This window comes from Arthrobacter sp. B0316-1-20 (assembly GCF_059091865.1).
On sequence record NZ_JBNHHC010000006.1, the window covers coordinates 25,774 to 45,037 of the forward strand.

The following is a 19,264-nucleotide window of genomic DNA, read 5'->3' on the forward strand; positions in this document are numbered from 1 at the left end:
CGATCCCCTTGACCTCGTCCGGCAGTATCAGGATAATAATAATGGAACATAAATTTAGAGGCTAAATAAAAGGAGTTCCCATGGCAGTACGGATTGGCATCAACGGTTTCGGGCGCATTGGCCGCAACTACTTCCGGGCGGCCATGGCGCAGGGCAAGATCGGTGCAGACCTCGAGATCGTGGCGATCAATGACCTCGGCTCGCCGGAAACCCTGGCGCACCTGCTCAAGTACGACTCCGTGGTCGGCCGGCTGGGCGCGGACGTCAAGGTCGCCGACGGCGACCTAGTGGTCGACGGACGGACCATCAAGGTGCTGGCCGAGCGCGACCCCGGAAACCTCCCTTGGCGCGAGCTCGGCGTAGACATCGTGATCGAGTCCACCGGGCGCTTCACCAGCTCCACGGATGCCGAAAAGCATTTGGTCGCCGGCGCCCGCAAGGTCCTCATTTCCGCTCCCGCGAAGGGCGATGTGCTCAGCGTTGTAATGGGCGTCAACGACGGCGAGTACGACGACGGCGCCCACCACCTCGTCTCCAACGCCTCCTGCACCACCAACTGCCTGGCCCCGCTGGCGAAGGTGCTGCACGAGAACTTCGGGATCGAGCAGGGCCTAATGACCACCATCCACGCCTACACCGCGGATCAGAATCTGCAGGACGGGCCGCACCGCGACCTGCGCCGGGCCCGGGCCGCCGCGATCAACATGGTTCCCACCTCGACCGGGGCAGCGAAGGCGATCGGGCAGGTGCTGCCCGAGCTCAAGGGCCGGCTGGACGGCTTCGCCATCCGCGTGCCGGTGCCCACCGGTTCCGCCACGGACCTCACCGTCACGGTCGGCCGCGAGGTAACGGTGGAGGAAGTCAACGACGCGTTCAAGGCGGCAGCCGCGGATCCCCGCCTGGCCGGCATCCTGACCTACACCGAGGACCCCATCGTCTCCTCGGATATTGTCACCGACCCGGCCTCGGCCATCTTCGACTCCGGCCTCACCAAGGTCATGGGCAACCAGGTCAAGGTCGTGGGCTGGTACGACAACGAATGGGGCTACTCCAACCGCCTGGTGGACCTGACCTCGCTGGTGGCGTCCAAGCTCTCCTGATTCCGCTCCGATCCCGCTCCCGGACACTGACTCCGGACTGACTATTCAGCAGGCGCCCTTTCCAGTCGTGAAAGGGCGCCTGCTGATTCTTTGATGGGACTAGGGGGTGAGAGCGCCGGCCAGCCAGAACTTCCGGGGCGCTCTGATGTCCGAAGTGCTCTCTGGCCGGTATCAGGTGTACATCAGCGAGCCGGGTGTGGTGAGTTTCTCGCCGGTCTCCAGCCACGTCTTGAGGCCGGACAGGACCATCGGCCAGCCGCCGTACACCTGCTCGTTGGCCCCCTCGCGCAGCTGATCGTGCGTCACGGTGAGGCGGCAGGAGTCCTCCACCTGTTCGATCTCCCACGTCACCCGGGACGTGCCTTCGGCCGCGACGTCCTCGCCCCACAGTGCGCGCATCGTCTGGACCAGCCGGCGCGGTGGATCGACTTCCAGGTTCTCGCCTTCGCTCAGCGGCGCATCGGCCCGCGGGTTGGTCACCGCGTACCCGGACCCTGGCGTCCAGTCCGTCTCGATCCGGTTGCCGAACTGGTACTTGCTTCTGGTCTCGCTGTCCGTGATGGCTTCCCAGAGCTGTTCCGGGGTGGTGCGGATATAGATCTCGAAGATTTTCTCCATGGGACTTTCCAATCGGGATTTGAGGTCGCTGAGGGCAGCGGCCCATGGTTGTGCATACTTGCTCACCCAGCGGTCGTGGATGAGCCGGATGGGCACCGGATTCAGGAAGTGCAGTTTCTCCCGGCCGCGGCGGCGGGTCACCACCAGGCCGGCCTCTTCCAGTTGCTTCAGGTGCTTCATGACGCCGAAGCGCGTGATGCCGAACCGCGCTTCGAGTGCGGTGAGGGTCTGCCCGTCCTCGCGGAACAGTTCGTCCAGCAGCCCGCGCCGGGTGGGATCCGCCAGGGCCTTGAACACGGCATCCATGCGCCCATAATAGGTGACTGTTTAGTCACATGTCGAGAGAGCCCGCTCAGGCATCGGGGATGAGGACCGCTTTGACCAGCGGCCGCCCGACGGCGTCGGTGCTGGCTTCGGCTGTCAGCCGCAGCGCTTCGACGGCCCGGCCCATGGGGTAGGTCGTAATGAGGCGCTCGCCCAAATCCGGACTGGTGGCAAGGAACGCCAGGGCCTCCTCGAAATCCGGCCGTGTGGAGATGAAGCTGTTCAGGACCACAAGGTTCTTGCTGGTCCGGACCACGGGCGCAGGGGCGGTCCCGGTGGCGTACATCGCCACCATGACCAGGCGGCCCAAGGGCCGCAGTTCCTGAACGGCACGTGCCAGGTTGATACCAGCACCGGTCGCTTCAATCCACACATCGTAGGTGTTGGGTTGCTGCTCGGTGGTGCTGCCCAAGCCAAGGCCTTGGGCCAACTCAACCCGAGCCGCGTGGCCGAGACCTTCACGGCCAATCATCGTCACCTCGGCGCCGGCGCGCTGCGCCATCAGGCCGGCGAGCAGGCCGATGCTGCGGGTGGTCGAAACTGCCACGCGCTCGCCGGGCTGGATGCGGGCGACAGTAGAGACCGCGCGCCAGGCGATGGACGCGGGCTCTGCTAGAACTGCCGTGGTGTCCGGAACCGACTCCGGCACCGGCACCAGATTGCGCCACGGAACGAGAGCCCGTGAAGTGGCTTGGCCATGCTGGGTCAGCCCCAGACCGGAGCGCTCGGCGCAAAGATGCGGCTGGTCCGCCCGGCACGCCTCGCAGTGGCCGCAGCCCACGGTGGAAATGGGCACTACCCGGGTGCCCGGCGCGAGCCATTCGGGAACCAGCAGCCCGGTGCGGACCACCGTGCCGACCGACTCGTGCCCGAGCACCATGCCCAGCGGAACAGGCGCCGCTGCCGCGTCGGCACGGTAGACGATAACGTCCGAGCCGCACAGCCCGCAGAGGCTGACCCGCAGTTCCACCTCGTCCGCTGTCGGCGCCCGCAGCGGGTGGTCGATCAGCCCGACGCCCCCGTGCGTGTGGGCAATCCGCGCCAGCGCCCGAACGGTTGCTTGCCGGCCGGAAAGATTGCTGGAGACAGTTGCCACGTCTTGTTTCCTCGAACTTCTGTGGAGCCTCAAACGGCCGTGGAGTCCCAGCCCTGAGAGCCTTTGGCGGCGTCGCCGGTTAGTCCGTTTTGCGCAGCGCCGAGCCCTTGTGGACAGCCAAGTGGTCCGTCTTGTCGCTCTGGACTTCGTACTGTGGCTCATCCTCGGAGCAGCGCCTCGTGCGGCCCCGGAATTCAAAGTCCTTGGTGTGGATCTTGGTGACTCTGCCGTGGATTTCGCCGGCCTCTGAATTCCAGCGCACTCTATCCCCAACCTTGAATGAAGCAGCCATGGTCAAGTCTTAGCATTTTTAGCCGAAGGACGCTTCCCCAACCAGCAGTTGCTGCACCTCGCCGCGTAGGACGGCGGCGCTTTAGGTGGGCTGTGAAACCCGCCCAAGCGCCGCCGTCGTTCTGCGGAGGATCAGTAGCTGGCCGGGGTGCCGGCCGTGCCGTTCCCGTCGGAGGGGATGTACTTGGCCGCGAGGGCTTCGGAGCCGCGGGCCAGCAGCGCCACGTCGGCGCCGACGCCGACGAAATCGGCGCCCCACTCCATGTAGCGGCGGGCGGAGGCTTCGGCGAAGGCGTTGACTCCCACGAACTTGCCGGCCGCCTTGGCGGCCTTCAGCGCCTTCTCCACGCCGCCGACCACGTCCGGGTGCTCCTGCTGGCCAATTACGCCCATCGAGGCGGCCAGGTCGGACGGGCCGATGAACACGCCGTCCACGCCGTCCACCGCGGCGATCTCGGCGGCGTTCTCCACGGCCTCGGCGGACTCGATCTGGACGATGAGCGTGAGCGTCTCCTCCGCGCGGGTGAGGTAGTCCGGGATGCGGTTCCAGCGGGCCGAGCGGGCCAGCGCGGAACCGACGCCGCGCACGCCGGCCGGCGGGTAGCGGGTGGCCGCGACGGCGGCGCGGGCCTGTTCGGCCGTGTGCACCATCGGAATGATCAGTGACTGCGCGCCCAGGTCCAGGTACTGCTTGATCAGCACGGTGTCGTTGACGGGCGGGCGGACCACGGGAATGCCGGGGTAGCCGCGCACGGCCTGCAACTGCGCCAGCACAGACTCCAGCCCGTTGGGGGAGTGTTCGGCGTCGATGAAGATCCAGTCGAAGCCGGCTCCGGCGCAGAGTTCGGCCACCAGGGGCGAGCCGGAGCAGACCCAGATGCCGGCCAGCGGCCGGTCGGCGGTGGACAGGGCGTCCTTGAAGGACGGGTCGGGCTCTACTCGAAACGGCACGTGATGGCTCCCAACTGCCCGTAGTCGGCGAAGACGGTGTCCCCCTTGTGTACCCACATGGGTCGGGTGAAGGACCCGGCGAGGATGGTTTCGCCGGCCTTGAGGTGGTCGCCGTGCGGGGCAATCTTGTTGGCCAGCCAGTAGACGCCGGCGGCCGGGTGGTTGAGCACGCCGGCGGCGACGCCGGTCTCCTCCACGGTCTGGTTCTTGTACAGGATGGCGGAGATCCAGCGCAGGTCCACGTCCTGCGGGCGGACCGGGTTGCCGCCGATCACCATGGCGCCCATGGCGGCGTTGTCGGAGATGGTGTCAACGATGGTGCGGCCCTCCATCTCGATCCGCGAGTCCAGGATCTCGAGCGCGGGAACCACGTACTCGGTGGCGTTCAAAACGTCGAAAATGGTGGCGTTGGGGCCCTTGACGTCGCGGTTGAGCACGAAGGCCAGTTCCACTTCGATGCGCGGGTGGGTGTACTGGTCCCACTTCACCGTGCAGCCGTTCTCCAGGATCATGTCATCGAAGATGATCCCGTAGTCCGGCTCGCTGATGCCGGTGGCGTACTGCATGGCCTTGGACGTCAGGCCGATCTTCCGGCCCGCCAGCGTACGGCCGGCCGCCTCGCTGCGCTCGCGCCACAGGTTCTGCACCTTGTAGGAGTCCTCAATGGTCATCTCCGGGTAGCGGGCGGTCAGCCGTTTCACCGGCGTCCGTGTCCGGCCGGCCTCCACCAGCTCGTCGGCGATGGACTCGATCGTTGACGGGTCAAGCATCCTTGGCACCACTTCCTAGTTCTTCGCAGGCCGCAGCCGCCCGGGGCGGGCGTTCGGCAGTCCGCGGCGCCGCACGGGAAGGGCGCCAGCACCATCTTACGGCGGCGCCTGTCGCGGCCCGGAAGTTAGTTACAGGGGGAGCGGACAAGTGGCGGCCCGGAACGGGTTTTGGAAGATCGTCGACGGCCGGTGGTGCGGCCGGCGGCCTGTCCATTAACTGCCCGAAGCCGCAGAATGGCGCTATGGAGGATACAAAACTTAACGCACTGGCACTGGTCTGCACCCTGACACCGTCGCCTAAGCCGTCGAGCAGCGAACTGCTGGCCCGGCAGGTGCTCACGCAATTATCGGGACACGGCGTCACGTGTAACCTCTTGCGGGTTGTGGACCACGACGTCAAACCTGGCGTGCAGACCGACATGGGCAACGGCGACGCCTGGCCATCCATCCGCGCCAAAGTCCTGGCCGCCGACATCCTGGTGCTGGCGACACCGATTTGGCTGGGCCACGCGGCGAGCCAGGCGCAACTCGTGCTCGAACGCCTGGACGCGGAGCTGTCCGAAACCGACGAGCAGGGCCGGCCCAGCATGTTCAACAAAGTCGCGCTGGTGGCCGTCGTCGGCAATGAGGACGGCGCCCATCACGTGACCGCCGAGCTGTACCAGGGCCTGGGCGATATCGGGTTCAGCCTGCCGGCGCAGGGGTCCACGTATTGGGTGGGGGAGGCGATGCACGGTACCGACTTCCAGGATTTGCCGGAAACCCCGGACGTGACCGTGGCAACGACGGCCACCGCGGCGCGCAATGCCGTTCATCTGGCCCGACTGTTGCGCCGCGAACCGTATCCGGCCGGGTAAGCGGGCGGGCCGCGGCTAGGGTAGGCGGGTGAACTACTTCCTCCGCAGGCCGTGGACCGGGCGGATCGGCGCGCTGCTGGGCATCCTGCTGATGGCGCTGAGCCTGCGCGCCGCGGTCTCCGCCGTCGGTCCGCTGCTGGGCCAGCTTGGCCCCGAACTCGGCTTCGACGCCACCAGCATCGGCGTGTTGGCGATGCTGCCGCCGCTGGTGTTCGCCGCCGCCGGCCTGGGCACCCCGGCGCTGATCCGCTGGCTCGGGCTGGAAAAGGTGCTGGTGGCCGCCGTGCTGCTGGCGGTCGCCGGCCAGTTAGGCCGCGCCGCCGTCGACGGCGTGTGGCCGTTTCTTTCCCTGAGCGCGGTGGTGATGGCGGGGTACGGAATCGGCAACGTCGTGCTGCCGCCGCTGGTCCGGAAATACTTCCCGGACCGGGTGGGCGTGGTGACCGCGGGCTATGTGACCCTGCTGGCGGTCAGCACCGCGATGAGCCCGCAACTGGCGGTCCCGGTGGCGGACGCCGCGGGCTGGCGGACATCGATCGCGCTCTGGGCCTCGGTCAGCGCCGTGGTGCTCATCCCGTGGGCGGTGCAGGCGGCACGGGACCGCCGCAAGCGCCGAATGGACGACGCCGGCGGGCGGGCTGCGGCGGCCTCGCCTGGACCCCGTGCGGACGAGGGCCCGCCCGGACCGGTCCGCGGCGACGGGCCTGCCGTTCGCGCCCGCGAAGCCGCGGCGGGGCCGGTGAAGCTGAATCCGTGGCGTTCACCGGTGGCCTGGGGCCTGGCCATCTTCCTGGCCGGCAACTCCGCGCAGACGTATGTGTACTTCGCGTGGCTGCCGCCGTACCTGACCGAACACGGCATCGACGCCGCGACGGCGGGGTCGGCGCTGGCGTACTTCGCCATCCTCGGGCTGCCCGCCAGCCTGCTCGTGCCATTGATCGTGCCGCGGCTGAGGCACCCCATCGCCGCCATTTTGGTGTTCACCGCCTGCTGGGTGGGCGGGCATCTGGGCCTGCTGCTCTCGCCGGAGAGCGGCACCTGGTGGTGGATGACCCTCTCCGGGCTGGGCCAGGGCACCTTCGCCACCGCGCTGCTGATGGTGAACCTTCGCTCGCGCACCACGCACGGCTCGGCGGTCCTGTCCGGCTTCAGCCAGGGCATCGGCTACGCCGGCGCGGGCGTCGCCCCGCTGCTGTTCGGCGTGGTGCACGAGGCCACCGGCTCCTGGACCGCTTCGTTCGCCATGCTGGGCGCCTGCATCGTGGTCATGCTGGTCGGCGCCGTCATGATCAACGGGCCCAGGAACATCGAAGACCCGCCCGCGGCCGGCGGCCGGCGCAGGAACCCGCGCTACCGCGTCAACGGCAGGGTGCCGTCGAAGGCTGCGTCGGCCGGCACCGGGGGAACAGGGCGGGCAGGCTAGAGGGCGGCCGCCTTCGCCGGGCCCGGCTCAAGCCGGCCACTGATCGTCGCCCCGCCGCGGGAAGGCAAGGCGATGAGGCATGTCTACCTGGGCTCCCACGCATCGTCGCGCGAACTGCGCCCGGTGACTTCTGCGGGCAGCTGACCGGAGGCAAGCTGGTCCAGGGTAACCGACTCCAGAACTTCGCGCAGGCTGCTGCGCGCGGCAATCCAGACCGGCTGGAGAACCGCTGCCGGGTCCTCGTATTGAACCGCTTCGGGCCGCACCCCGTGCACGCTCACCAGCGGCCCGTCGACCGCGCGGATGATGTCGGCGACGGTGATCTCCACCGCGGTGCGGGCCAGGTGCCAACCGCCGCCCTGGCCGCGGCGGCTGCGCACAATGCCGCTGCGCCGCAGGTCGGCGAGAATCGACAGCAAGTAGTTGTGCGGGATGTCCTGGGCGGCCGCTATGGCCTCGGCCGCCAGCGTCCCGGTCTGCGCTTCGGACGACCGGGCGATGACGATCAGCGCGCGCAGGGCGTAGTCGGATTTGGCGGTGATGTGCACCCGCCCATTGTCTCAGGCGCCGGCGAGCTCCAGCTCGGGCTCCTCCTCGCGGCGTAGGCGCAACTCCCTGCGGACGGCCTGCGTGATCAACAGGCCGGCCGCGACCGCCAGGACTGCCAGCGTGAGCCACACCGGGGCGGAGTTCTTTTCCGCCCCGCCCCACGTCTCCATCATGGTCTTGGCGTTGGTCAGGATGATGAGGCTTCCGGCTGCTACGCCGAGGACCGCCGCGGCCAGGTGCCGAACCAGCCACGCCGAGACGGGGGCCGCGATGACGCCGCCGGCGAGCAGGGCCAGAACCCAGGCGAAGTTAATGCCCTCCCGTCCGAGCGCGAGCAGGAAGCCCAGCGAGGCACTGACCGCAACGATGAACTCGGTGGCGGAGATCGAGCCGATGACCTTGCGGGGTTCGATCTTGCCGGTGGACAGCAGCGAGGTGGTGCCGATCGGCCCCCAGCCGCCGCCGCCGATGGCGTCCATCGTGCCGGCGACGAGGCCAAGCGGCATCAGGACGACGGCCTTGACCTGGCCCTTGAACTGCGGCCGGCGGCCGGACAGGATCAGGAACCGGAACAGGACGTAGGCGCCGAGCAGGAAAAGCAGCAGGGCAACCCACGGCTTGGCGACGTCGGCCGGCAGGCTGACCAGGAAGTTGGCTCCCATGAAGGCGCCGATGCCCCCCGGGACCGCCATGATCCCGACGATGCGCCAGTCGACGTTGCCGAACTTGTGGTGGGCGAAGCCGGAGATCAGCGCCGTGCCGACCTCGGAGAGGTGGACTGCTGCGCTGGCCGCAGCGGGAGCGATGCCCACGGCAATCATGAGGCTGGACGAGGTCACGCCGTATCCCATGCCGAGCGAGCCGTCGACCATCTGGGCGAGGAGGCCGACGATGGCCATGAGAAACAAATTGCGCATGTGAGTGCCTTTCCCCCGAAACACTAGTAAGTTACTAGAGTTTGGAGTGTATGGACACCACGGGTCCGTGTCGATAGCAATCCGTCGTGAGCAAACATCCCTTAGCAAATCTTGAGGAGCGTGTCGCGGTTGGCCGTGCCGCTCCCGCGGAAACGTAGGACGGAGCGTGGACTGGGAGACACAACACGGTTTGCCTGCGCATGGCGGCGCGGCTGGTGCTGCCGGCCCACTGGGCCTGATTGTCGGCATGTCGGTGATCGAGGCGCCGCTGAAATTTCAGGCGCCCTGCATCACCATTTCGCTGGGGCTGGGTATCGGCCGGGGCAGAACCGGAGTTGCCCTGGCGTTGATCCTTCCGCCGGTCGCCGTCACCACTCGCCCGGCAGCGTGTAGGGCCGGGACCAGAGCGCGATCTGCAGGACCACTGCCTTCAGCCATGCCTGCATCATGGCGTCGACCTTCTCCACGGGATCCCCGCCGCTGGCCAGGAACGGCCGCATCGTGGTGACCACCGGCCCGATCAGCGCGATGAGGTGGCGCAACGGGACGACCTGAGTGGACCCCACGTGGTCGGTTTCGTTCTTGTGTTCGGGGGTGTGCCGCAGGGCGATTTCGTTTTGGTAGTCCAGCCACTCCTGGTCGTAGGGCTTGGTACAGGTATCCCTGATCCACTGGCCAAACCGGCGGCGGACCGCATTCAGGTAGTCCTCAATGGGCGGGCCGTCGGGCCGGGAGAAGTGCGCGACCAGCTGGGGTTGGCCGCCGACGAATCCGTACCAGACGTCGAGCACGTCCTCCACCTGGCCGTCAAGGATCTCGCCGGCCCGGTGCAGCAGGGTGGCGTCCTCGTCGCCAAACATGGCGCTGGCCTTGAGCTCATCGAGCTCGGCCAACGTGACCGGTGAATGCGCCACCGTGCCGTACTCGTAGCCGGGGATGTCTGAACCGCTGGATGCATGGACCGACATGGCAGTGCCTCCGCTGGAAGGTTTGGGACCGGCGCCTTGAACGGCCATTTATACTCCGCGACGCCGGTGGGGTCAACGATGCCTAGTTGCCGAAGGCCGGCGGCGGGACCACGTCCGGCCGGGCCTCTTCCTCCTCCTTGCTCCTGGTGGCGGGGACCGTGACGATAATCGAGGCGATGGCGACCACGACCATGAAGACGTTAAACAACAGCCCGACCGCCCCGCCGAAGCGCAGCGCCACGTTGTCCTGGCGGCCGATGAACAGGCCCCAGGACTGGATGAGTTCCGGGTTCACCGCCTGTGCGGCCACATACAGTGCCGCGGAGATGGCCACGCCGATGGCATTGCCCAGCGAGGACGCCATCTTGTAGATGCCGGACGCCGCACCCACCTGGGCGTCCGGGACGTTGGACAGGGCGGCGTCGGTGGACGGGGTGGCGTAGAACCCCAGGCCGACGCCGAACAGGGTGAACCCGATGACGGTGAGCACTATGTACTCTTCGATGTGCAGGAACGTGGTGGAGCACAGCAGGATGCCGACGCCAGTGATCATGCTGCCCCACAGCATCGGCTTCTTCGGGCCGAAGCGCTGCAGCAGCTTCTCGCCCACCCGGATGGTGGCGAGGATGGCGATCAGGTAGCCGAGCGTCAGCAGGCCCGATTGCAGCGAGCTCAACCCGGCGGCCACCTGCACCAGTCCCAGCGAAACGATCAGCGTGCCCGCGGCTCCGTTGAGCAGGAAGTTGGACAGCGTCGCGCCGGTGAAGGTGCCGTTCCTGAACAGCTTCAGGTCCACGAACGCAAAGTGGCGGCGGCTTTCGATCTGCAGGAACAGCAGGCCGAACACCACGAAAGCGGCCACCAGCGCGACCCCCGGCCAACTGAACCAGCCGATGGCCGGCCCCTGGGAGATGTACACGTTGATGGCCACCAGCATGACGATGAAGCAGGCCAGCCCGCCCCAGTCGAAGCGGTGCCCGGCGGCCTCCGGATCAGCTGCCGCCCGCGACTCGGGCGTGCCCCGGAGCAGGAACAGCGCCAGCACCGACAGGACGATCGAGATCCAGAAGATGGACCGCCAGCCCAGGAAGGAGGTGGCCATCAGGCCGCCGAACAGGGCGCAGAAGCCCGAGCCGCCCCATGAGCCGATGGACCAATAGGAGAGTGCCCGCTGCCGGTCCTTCCCCTCGTAGTAGCTCTTGATCAGCGCCATGGTCGAAGGCATGATGCACGCGGCGGACAGGCCTTGGATCGCGCGGCCGCCCAGCAGCATGAAGTCGGTGAGGCCGCCGAGGTTTTCCGGTGTCAGCGCGATGAGCAGGGAACCGAGAATGCTGAGGTTGATCCCGGCGTACATGATCTTGGCCCGGCCGATCCGGTCGGCGAGTCCGCCCGCGACGACGATGAATATCCCGGAAAACAGCGACGTGATGGAGACGGCCAGGTTGGCCAGCGTCTGTTCGACCCCAAGCTGGTCCCGGATCCCCGGGATGACGTTGAGCAAAGTCTGCGCGAAGAGCCAGAAATTGATGACGGCCAGGACGATGCCCAGCAGCCACTTGTCGGTAGGTTTCCAGTCCGTGCGGACTGTGGTCGTGGTGGATTCGGTCATGGCAAACGACCCCTTACATTGCCTTACTGTGCCAGGTACTCCAGAGCTGCAACGGCCTGCGCCTGGGTGGCGACGGAGAGCGTCGGGTCGATGGCGGGAGCGAAGAACGGTGAGTGGTTGGCCGGAATGTCTTCGGAGACAGTGCCGTTCTCCACGGCTTCCCGGTAGACGTCGGCCGGAACGGAGCCGACCGTCCAATAGGTGTAGGGCACCCCGAGGGCATCCGGAATCCGGCTGAAGTCCTCGGAGGCCGTGACGGGTTCGGCACGGTAGACCTGATCGTCCCCAAAATGCCGGCTGAAGGCGGCCGTGATGCGCTCGGTCGTTTCGGCGTCGTTGCTGGTCAACGGGAACTGGTCGTAGTACTCGAACTCAGGGTCGCGGGGCGATCCGGCGGCCGCACACTCGCCGCGGACAATCCGTTCGATCGATGCCATGATCCGTTCCCGCAGGCCCAGGTCGTACGTGCGCAGGTTCAGCAGCAGTTCGGCACGGTCCGGGATGATGTTGGATTTGGTGCCCGCGTTGGAGGCGCCGACAGTCACCACCGCGAATTCGCCCGGCTTGGTCTCGCGGGAAACGATGGTCTGCAGCCGCAGCACGATCGATGCGGCCAGCACCACGGGGTCCACGGAGTTGTGCGGCATGGAGCCGTGGGCGCCGCGCCCGTAGACCGTAATTTTCAGGGAGTCGCCGGCCGAGAGGATGGGGCCGGCCGTGGTGCCGATCTTCCCGGCCTCGGTGGGCATCACATGCTGGGCGAAGGCGACGTCCGGTGTAGGAATCCTGGCGGCCAGGCCGTCGTCGACCATTGCCCGGGCTCCGGCGGCAGTCTCCTCTCCCGGCTGGAAGAGCGCCACGTAGGTGCCCGCCCAGCGGTCCCTGTGTCCGGCCATCAGCTTTGCCGCACCCAGCAGGGACACGATGTGCATGTCGTGGCCGCAGGCGTGCATGACGCCGGTGGTCCCGCCTCCGGGAAGCTTCGCGGTGGTTTCTGCGGCGTAGTCCAGGCCGGTGGCCTCGGCGACCGGCAGCGCATCGATGTCCGCCCGTGCCAGCACCGTGCTGCCGGAACCGTTGGTGAGGACCCCGACGACGCCCGTCCCGCCGATCCGCTGGACCTCGTAGCCGAAGCCGGTTAGCTCCCGCGCGATCAGGTCGGCGGTGTTGTGTTCTTCCATGCTGAGCTCGGGGTTCCGGTGCAGGTCCTTGTACAGGTCCCGCTGCCAGCCCAGCTCCCGCTCGAGTGAGCCGGCGAGGCCGTCCGTGATCGCCATGGTTGCCCTCCTGGTCCGCCGGCCGAAGTGGGGGCCGGCTGGTTAGGCGTGCTTCCTCCAACGGTAGGACTTGGACCGTTCAGACACAACGACGACGGCGGTGTCCCGGCCACCTGCAATTCCGCATCCGAGGCACGGGCGCCGCGCACGGCGGGCCAAAGGCCGCGGCTCGCGATTCAACCGGCTGACATTTCCACCGGCCAGGCGGCCAGCTCCACCACGGACCCGCCGCGCAGCACGGCCAGCGGGAACTCCACGCCGATGGCATCCGCGAAAAGCAGCCGCTGCAGGCTCTGCGCACTGGCCACCGGCTGCCCGGCGGCCCGGATCACGAGGTCGCCCGGCCGCAGTCCGGCCTGCTCGGCGGGGGAGCCGGGCAGCACCTCGACCACCCGCAGCGCGTTCCGCTCGCCGGTCCGCATGATCTCCCGCGGGGACAACGGCAGCGGCGTACTCACCAGGCCGAGGTAGGCGCGCCTCACGCGCCCGTCGGCCAGCAGCGCGGAGATGATCCGGCGGGTCGTGGCGTTGATCGGCACGGCCAGGCCGAGCCCGATCCCGGCGACGGCCGTGTTGATCCCGACCACCCGTCCGGAGGCGTCGGCCAGGGCGCCGCCGGAACTGCCCGGGTTCAGTGCGGCGTCCGTCTGGATGACGTCCTCAATCACCCTCCGGTTCCTGCCCGCGGCCACGGGGATGGAGCGGCCCAGCGCGCTGACCACCCCGGCCGTCACCGAGCCGGAGAGGCCCAGCGGGCTGCCGACGGCGACGACCAGTTGGCCTACGCGCAGTTTGGACGCATCGCCCAGCTCGACCGGGCGCGGCACCGTGAGCCGGCCGCGCAGAACGGCGAGGTCGGAGAGCGGATCCGCGCCGACCACGTCAACGTCCGTGCGTGACCCGTCCGCGAAGGCCGCATGGCCGCCGTCGGAGTTCGCCACGACGTGCGCGTTGGTGAGCAGGTAGCCGTCCTCGGTGAACACCACGGCCGAGCCGCCGGACGGGAAGCTCCTGTCCCGGCGTCGCACGTCCATCTGAATGCCCGCCACGTGCGGCGTGACGGTCTCCGCTATGCGCACCACGGACGCCGAATACGAGTCCAGCGGGTCCTGGGCGGCGTGCGCCGCCTGCGGGTCGGCATGCGGTTCCGGGATTGTGTTCACGGCCCACCTCCGGGAGCTTTGCTTGCTCACTATGGAACCGCAGAATGGCCCGGTTTAATCCGGCTGCCGCTACGCCTTCAGTGAACCCGGGAGTTAACCACGCGACGGCGGGCGGCGGCTGGTTGCCGGCCGCCGCCGTCGCGGGACTCAGGAGGGGATCAGAACGGGTACTGCGCGATGTCCGAGCGGACGGTGAGCCATTGGGTCTCGGTGAAGGAGTCCATGTTGGCTTGGTGGCCGCCGATGCGGGAGCCGTTGCCGGAGTTCTTCGTGCCGCCGAACGGGGAGTTCGCCTCGTCGGAGACGGTTTGTTCGTTGATGTGGACCTTGCCGGAATCGACGCGGTCGGCGATCTGCATGGCCAGGCCCACGTCGCCGAGGATGGACAGGGAGAGCCCGTACTCGTTGGCGTTGGCCAGTTCCACGGCTTCGTCCACGGTGGAGAACTTCATCACCGGGGCGACCGGGCCGAAGATCTCGTCCTTCCACGCGGTGTTCTCCGGGTCGAGGTCGGCGAGCACGGTGGGGGAGTAGAACGGGCCGTCGTTGGTGCCGCCGGCGGCCAGCCGGGCGCCGGCGGCGACCGCGTCCTGCACGATCGAGTCGATGCGCTTGAGCTGGTGCTCGTCGATGATCGGGCCGAGCGCGACGGTGCCGGTCTTGGGGTCGCCGACCGGCAGGTTCTTCGCCTTCTCGGCCAGCGCGGCGACGTAGTCCTCGTAGATGTCCTCGTGGACGATGTGCCGGCCGGTGGTCATGCAGATCTGGCCCTGGTGCATGAACGAGCCGAACGCGGCGGCGGACGCGGCCTTGGCCAGGTCCGCTCCGGGCAGCACGATCATGGCGTTGTTGCCCCCGAGTTCCAGGTGCGCGCGCTTGAGGTTCCGGGCGGCGGATTCGCCGATCTTCCGGCCGGCGGCGGTGGAGCCGGTGAAGGAGATGACCCGGACTTCGGGGGCTTCGACCACTGCCGCGCCGATGTCGGCGCCGCCGGGGAGCAGGGACAGCAGCCCGGCGGGCAGGCCGGCTTCTTCGAAGACGCGCATCAGGCTGACTCCGCCGCAGACGGCGGTGCGGGGGTCGGGTTTGAGCAGCACCGCGTTGCCCAGGGCGAGGGCGGGGGCGACGGCGCGGATGGAGAGGATCAGCGGGAAGTTGAACGGCGCGATCACGGACACGACGCCTACGGGGCGGCGGCGGGCGAAGGACCAGCGGTCCTCGTTGGAGGTCAGCACGTCGCCGGCCGGCAGCGAGGGCAGCGCTGCGGCTTCGTAGCATTCGTTGGCGGCGATGTGGGTTTCCAGGCCGGCCTTGGGGCCGATGCCGCCGGATTCGCGCACAATCCAGGACTGGATTTCCTCGGCGTGTTCCTCCCACAGCGCGCCGGCGCGGCGCAGCACGGCGGCGCGTTCTTCCGGTTTGCGGGCGGCCCAGTCCTTTTGGGCAGCGGCAGCTACTGCTGCCGCTTCCTTCACGTCCTCGACCGAGGCCAGCCCGTAGCGACCCAAAGTGTCGCCGGTGGCGGGCTCCACCGAAGCGGCGGTGCCGGCACCGCCGTCGCGCCAGCCATTGACATGGATCTTGCCCTCCCACAGGGAGGCATCAAGCAGGGACATATCCCGTCCTTTCAGGGTTGATTGCATGGTTGTGCGGGCCGCAGCGGGGCGGCCGGGCAGGGAAGGGTTTTCAGTCGGCGGCTTTCAAGACGGCCTTGATGGTCCCGCCGGCGGTGGAATCGGCGATGGCCGTGTCGATCTGGTCGAACCCGTAGTACTTCACCAGCTTGTCGAAGGGGAACCGTCCGGCCTTGAACAGGGCGATCAGTCCGGGAATCAGCTGGGCGGAGGTGCTGGAACCGCCGAGGGTGCCGATGATCCGCTTGCCCCAGAGCGTGCGCAGGTGGTCCACCGAGAACCGCGCCTGCGCCGGCGCCCCGCCAATCAGGATCAGCGTGCCAAGCATGCCCACGGCGTCCGCGGCTTCTTCAACCACCTTGATGTTGCCGGTGCATTCGAGCACGTAGTCGGCCGGGCCGCCGCAGATGCGCTGGATCTCCTCGAGGGCGTTGGTGTTGCCGGAATTGATGGTGTGGGTGGCACCGAGTTCGCGCGCCAGCTCCAGCCGCGAATCGTGCAGGTCGATGGCGATGATCGTGGCCGCGGGCGTGTTCTTCGCGGCCATGATCGCGGCCAGGCCCACGGCGCCGGCTCCATACACGACCAGCGACTGGCCGGGTTCGGGCTTGGCCGTGTTGAACACGGCGCCGGCACCGGTCGTGATGCCGCAGGCCAGCGGCCCGAGCAGTTCCAGCGGGATGTCCTTGTCCACCTTCACCAGCGACGACGCCAGTGCGAGCGAGTAGTCGGCGAAGGACGACTGGCCGAAGAAGTGGCCGGACACCTTGCCTCCGTCGGCCCGGGTGTAGGCGGACTTGCCGGCGTCGGGACCCTTGAACCGGGCACCACTCACCAGCGCCTCGCCCAAACGCAGGCAGTAGCGGTGCTCGCCGCGCAGGCAGTTCTTGCATTCGCCGCAGTAAGCCCAACCCATGATGACGTGGTCGCCCACGGCGACATTGGTCACGCCGTCCCCGACGGCCTCCACGACGCCGGAGCCTTCATGGCCCAGCACGCCGGGCAGCGGCAGCGGCATGTCTCCGGCCTGGGTGATCAAGTCCGTATGGCAGAGGCCGACGGCGGCCACCTTGACCAGCACTTCGCCGGGCCCGGGCTCGTCCAGCTCCAGCTGCTCGGGGACAAACGGGGCATCCTTTTCTTCGACTACCAGCGCATTGATCTTCATTGCCATGCTCCTAACGGTCTTGCCGGCTATGTTGACGTGTCATCTAGTCGAACGTTTCACAACCACGGAAAAGTCCCCGGGCTGCACCTACGCCGTCGTTCCGAGTTCCGCTTCCATGTCGGCGGCGCTCATCACCCGGCCGAAGAAGGTGCCGATAGCGTCCAGGGTGGCGGCCTGGGCAGCCTCCGACCGGCCTCCGGTGGCGTCCGAGAGGAACGCCACCTTGTAGTCGTTCATGAAGGCACTGCGCGCGGTCGATTCGCAGCACACCTCGGTTAGCGTGCCGGCGATGATCACCGTGTCTATCGTGTTCAAGCCCCGGATGGTCGACAGGACACTCTTCAGTTGCGTGTTGTGGAACGCGTCGTAGCGGTGCTTGTCCAGCACGTAGTCGGCGGCTTCGGGCTTGAGTTCCTCGACGATCTCAACTCCGCTGGTTCCGCGGCGCATCCCGGCCGCCCGCAGCCGCTGGTTGTAGGTGGTCTCCAACGGCGAAACGTCGAATGTATCCAGCAGCACGTGGCGGGTGTAGATGACCGGGATGCCCGCCTGCCGGCATGCCGCGGCGGCGGTCACCATTTCCGGCAGCCGGTGGCGTGCCATCGGCACTTCCATCGGCGCGCCTTCCAGCACGAAATCGTTCTGCATGTCGATCATCAGCAGTGCGGTCCTGGCCGCATCAATGCGCCACATGTTGCCCCCTGTCGGCTCCGGCCGGTCCGGGCATTCCGCCCGGGCCGGACTTGAGACCTAGGCTACATGTTCCCTCGCGTCTCGCTGCCCCGCTGACTTGCTGCCCTGCGGCGGCTGCCGCGAGAAGACTATTCCTGCTCGGCCAACTCCCGCCGTGCCGCTGCGGCAGCCTTGCGCGTCCGATCCGCGGTCTTGGCCGCGGACACCAGGTCTTCCTCGGCAGCCTCCATCTTGCGATCGGTGGAGGCGACCTCGCGTTCCAGGTCCTCGATGCGCCGCTTCAGTTCGGCGAGCTCGCCCACGAGTTCGTCCCGTCGGTTCTGCAGTTGATCAAGCTTGTCCAGCACCTTCTGTTCCGATGCTTCGGCGTCTTCCTTGCGCTGCTCCGCCTTGTCCAGCGCCGCCCTCGCCTGCCGGCGCCGCCGCTCGGCCTCTTCGGCTTCCTGCTTGGCAGCCCGTTCGGCCTTGGCGGCCCGGCGCTCGGCGAGTTCGTCCCGCGAGGACCGCTTCGGCTGGAGGCGTGGCACCGGCTCGGCACCAGCATCCGGGGGAGCGCCTGCCCCGGGCAGGGCCACCCGGCCGTCCAGGTCCACCGGGTCGATCCCGTTCGACGACAGCGACTCGGTCAGCAGGCCGCTGGTTACGGCCGCCGCCGCACCGGCATCCGCCATCGCCGCATGCAGCGTCTGTTCCGCCTCGGCGACCGCCGCGGCGCTCACCTTTTGCCCGAGCTCATCGGCCAGCTTCCGGCCCTCCGCCGCCACGGCGGCCAACAGTTCCCGGCGCTGGTCACCCAGTCGGCGCAGTAGTTGCGGATCGAGCTGTTCCTGGGCTTCGCTCATGGCGTGGCCCAGTTCCACGATTCCCGCGATGTCAGCGCTCCGCTGCCGGCTCAGGAGATTGACCAGCCAGGCCGCGGTCGACGGTTTTGCCAGCGCTTTGATTTGCCGGGCGAGTTCCTTGTGGCCGTCCTGGGCTGCCTCCTTGGCCCGAGCGTTGCGGGCGGCGGTGAATTCGCCGGGCAGCAGCGCGTACAGCTCCCGTGCCGCGCTCTCCAGGTCCATGTGCCCAGCCTAATAGGAGCGGCTGAAGCCCCGTTGTTTCCGGCCAAGCCCGTGGTGCAGCCGTGCCTTGGGGGCCAGGGGCGGGCGCCCGCACCCATCACCCGGAGTCCGGCGGCGGTGATCACCTCGGCCGGCATGCCGGCGGCAGAAGCGGGGTCCTCGGCAGCTACCGGGCCTTCCTGGTCTCCCGGTCGTTGGCCTTGCGCAGCGCATCGACGAGCTCCGACTTGTCCATTTTCGATCGGCCGGGGACGTCGAGCTTCTTGGCCAGATCGTAGAGGTGCTGCTTGGAGGCGTTTGCGTCCACCCCGCCCTTGGTTTCCCGGGAGGTGCCGGCGCCGCCCTCGGCCTGCGGGTCGGAGGGGCCCTTCTTTTCCTTCGGTTCCCAGTGGTCGCCCACCTTCTCGTGCGTGTGCTTGAGCGCGCTGTAGGCCACGCGGTGGGCACGCTCCTCGTCGCCGTACGTTTCGGCGGCGGAATCATGGGCTTCCGCGAACGTCTCCTGGGCCTTCTTGCCCGACCGCTGCAGCGTGCTGGGCAATTCGCTCTGCTTCGGCTTGCCGCTCTTCGTCGTCTTCGGCGTCTGAACCACGTCCCTTCAAAAAGGATTGTTCGCCATTCCACCTCCAACGTGGCACAGTTCGTCGGCGCTGCCAAGGGAGATTCGCCGGGGTCTGGAAGCGCGAACAACGACGGCGGGACGGCCGCCTGCCGACGGGGAGAGGCGGCGATGCCGGAGGGCACGACAGGCACCGGCACAATGGAAGGGTGAGCCAGCCAATCCCGCAG

Annotated in this window: 19 protein-coding genes; 3 read left to right on the forward strand and 16 right to left on the reverse strand. The window is 67.9% G+C overall.

Features of this window, described 5'->3' with window-relative positions:
• Positions 1 to 80: 80 nt before the first annotated feature.
• On the forward strand, positions 81 to 1,100 hold the full coding sequence (gene gap, locus AC5RW2_RS11480; RefSeq protein ID WP_494024229.1) for a type I glyceraldehyde-3-phosphate dehydrogenase: 1,020 nt from the start codon (positions 81 to 83) through the stop codon (positions 1,098 to 1,100).
• Between the two features lie 171 nt (positions 1,101 to 1,271).
• Here the strand turns inward: gap and AC5RW2_RS11485 are convergent, their stop codons facing one another.
• The 5 genes from AC5RW2_RS11485 to hpaH form a co-directional block, all read right to left on the reverse strand.
• A complete protein-coding gene (locus AC5RW2_RS11485) occupies positions 1,272 to 2,024 on the reverse strand; it encodes an ArsR/SmtB family transcription factor (RefSeq protein WP_494000846.1) in 753 nt (250 codons plus the stop codon).
• Positions 2,025 to 2,070: 46 nt separating this feature from the next.
• Complete coding sequence (locus AC5RW2_RS11490; RefSeq protein ID WP_494073920.1) at positions 2,071 to 3,138, reverse strand: alcohol dehydrogenase catalytic domain-containing protein; 1,068 nt, start codon at positions 3,136 to 3,138, stop codon at positions 2,071 to 2,073.
• 79 nt (positions 3,139 to 3,217) lie between these two features.
• On the reverse strand, positions 3,218 to 3,430 hold the full coding sequence (locus AC5RW2_RS11495; protein WP_494000844.1) for a hypervirulence associated TUDOR domain-containing protein: 213 nt from the start codon (positions 3,428 to 3,430) through the stop codon (positions 3,218 to 3,220).
• 131 nt (positions 3,431 to 3,561) lie between these two features.
• Positions 3,562 to 4,380 carry an HpcH/HpaI aldolase family protein gene (locus tag AC5RW2_RS11500; RefSeq protein ID WP_494025212.1) on the reverse strand — a complete coding sequence of 273 codons (819 nt, stop codon included), beginning with the start codon at positions 4,378 to 4,380 and terminating at the stop codon, positions 3,562 to 3,564.
• A complete protein-coding gene (hpaH, locus tag AC5RW2_RS11505; protein WP_494073921.1) occupies positions 4,365 to 5,150 on the reverse strand; it encodes a 2-oxo-hept-4-ene-1,7-dioate hydratase in 786 nt (261 codons plus the stop codon). The genes AC5RW2_RS11500 and hpaH overlap by 16 nt, the downstream gene beginning before the upstream one ends.
• 242 nt (positions 5,151 to 5,392) lie before the next feature.
• Here hpaH and AC5RW2_RS11510 point away from each other — a divergent pair, with 242 nt between their 5' ends.
• Positions 5,393 to 6,007 (forward strand): flavodoxin family protein, encoded by a 615-nt coding sequence (locus tag AC5RW2_RS11510; RefSeq protein ID WP_494073922.1) that lies wholly within the window; start codon positions 5,393 to 5,395, stop codon positions 6,005 to 6,007.
• A gap of 28 nt (positions 6,008 to 6,035) precedes the next feature.
• Positions 6,036 to 7,430, forward strand: a complete 1,395-nt coding sequence (locus tag AC5RW2_RS11515; RefSeq protein WP_494025213.1) for an MFS transporter — start codon at positions 6,036 to 6,038, stop codon at positions 7,428 to 7,430.
• An 83-nt stretch (positions 7,431 to 7,513) separates the two neighbouring features.
• On the opposite strand, the gene AC5RW2_RS11520 is transcribed toward AC5RW2_RS11515, so the two are convergent.
• The 11 genes from AC5RW2_RS11520 to AC5RW2_RS11570 all read right to left on the reverse strand — a co-directional run bounded on the left by AC5RW2_RS11520 (position 7,514) and on the right by AC5RW2_RS11570 (position 19,067).
• Positions 7,514 to 7,978: an RrF2 family transcriptional regulator gene (locus AC5RW2_RS11520; RefSeq protein WP_494013745.1), complete on the reverse strand. Its 465-nt coding sequence runs from the start codon at positions 7,976 to 7,978 to the stop codon at positions 7,514 to 7,516.
• 12 nt (positions 7,979 to 7,990) lie between these two features.
• The gene (locus AC5RW2_RS11525) at positions 7,991 to 8,896 is read right to left on the reverse strand and encodes a sulfite exporter TauE/SafE family protein (protein ID WP_494073923.1); all 906 of its coding nucleotides are present in this window, start codon (positions 8,894 to 8,896) and stop codon (positions 7,991 to 7,993) included.
• 368 nt (positions 8,897 to 9,264) lie between these two features.
• Positions 9,265 to 9,864 carry a protoglobin domain-containing protein gene (locus AC5RW2_RS11530; protein ID WP_494025215.1) on the reverse strand — a complete coding sequence of 200 codons (600 nt, stop codon included), beginning with the start codon at positions 9,862 to 9,864 and terminating at the stop codon, positions 9,265 to 9,267.
• Positions 9,865 to 9,946: 82 nt separating this feature from the next.
• Positions 9,947 to 11,476: an MFS transporter gene (locus AC5RW2_RS11535; protein ID WP_494073924.1), complete on the reverse strand. Its 1,530-nt coding sequence runs from the start codon at positions 11,474 to 11,476 to the stop codon at positions 9,947 to 9,949.
• A gap of 23 nt (positions 11,477 to 11,499) precedes the next feature.
• Positions 11,500 to 12,753, reverse strand: coding sequence for an amidohydrolase (locus AC5RW2_RS11540; protein ID WP_494073925.1), 1,254 nt, complete (start codon positions 12,751 to 12,753; stop codon positions 11,500 to 11,502).
• A gap of 176 nt (positions 12,754 to 12,929) precedes the next feature.
• Positions 12,930 to 13,916 carry a S1C family serine protease gene (locus AC5RW2_RS11545; RefSeq protein ID WP_494000834.1) on the reverse strand — a complete coding sequence of 329 codons (987 nt, stop codon included), beginning with the start codon at positions 13,914 to 13,916 and terminating at the stop codon, positions 12,930 to 12,932.
• A 158-nt stretch (positions 13,917 to 14,074) separates the two neighbouring features.
• The gene (locus AC5RW2_RS11550) at positions 14,075 to 15,532 is read right to left on the reverse strand and encodes a benzaldehyde dehydrogenase (RefSeq protein ID WP_494073926.1); all 1,458 of its coding nucleotides are present in this window, start codon (positions 15,530 to 15,532) and stop codon (positions 14,075 to 14,077) included.
• A 70-nt stretch (positions 15,533 to 15,602) separates the two neighbouring features.
• Entirely contained in the window at positions 15,603 to 16,718 is a 1,116-nt protein-coding gene (locus tag AC5RW2_RS11555; RefSeq protein ID WP_494073927.1) for an NAD(P)-dependent alcohol dehydrogenase, read from the reverse strand.
• An 87-nt stretch (positions 16,719 to 16,805) separates the two neighbouring features.
• Positions 16,806 to 17,411 carry an isochorismatase family protein gene (locus AC5RW2_RS11560; protein WP_494073928.1) on the reverse strand — a complete coding sequence of 202 codons (606 nt, stop codon included), beginning with the start codon at positions 17,409 to 17,411 and terminating at the stop codon, positions 16,806 to 16,808.
• 128 nt (positions 17,412 to 17,539) lie between these two features.
• Positions 17,540 to 18,475, reverse strand: coding sequence for a transposase (locus tag AC5RW2_RS11565; protein ID WP_494073929.1), 936 nt, complete (start codon positions 18,473 to 18,475; stop codon positions 17,540 to 17,542).
• 166 nt (positions 18,476 to 18,641) lie between these two features.
• Entirely contained in the window at positions 18,642 to 19,067 is a 426-nt protein-coding gene (locus AC5RW2_RS11570) for a ChaB family protein (protein WP_494073930.1), read from the reverse strand.
• Between the last annotated feature and the right edge of the window lie 197 nt (positions 19,068 to 19,264).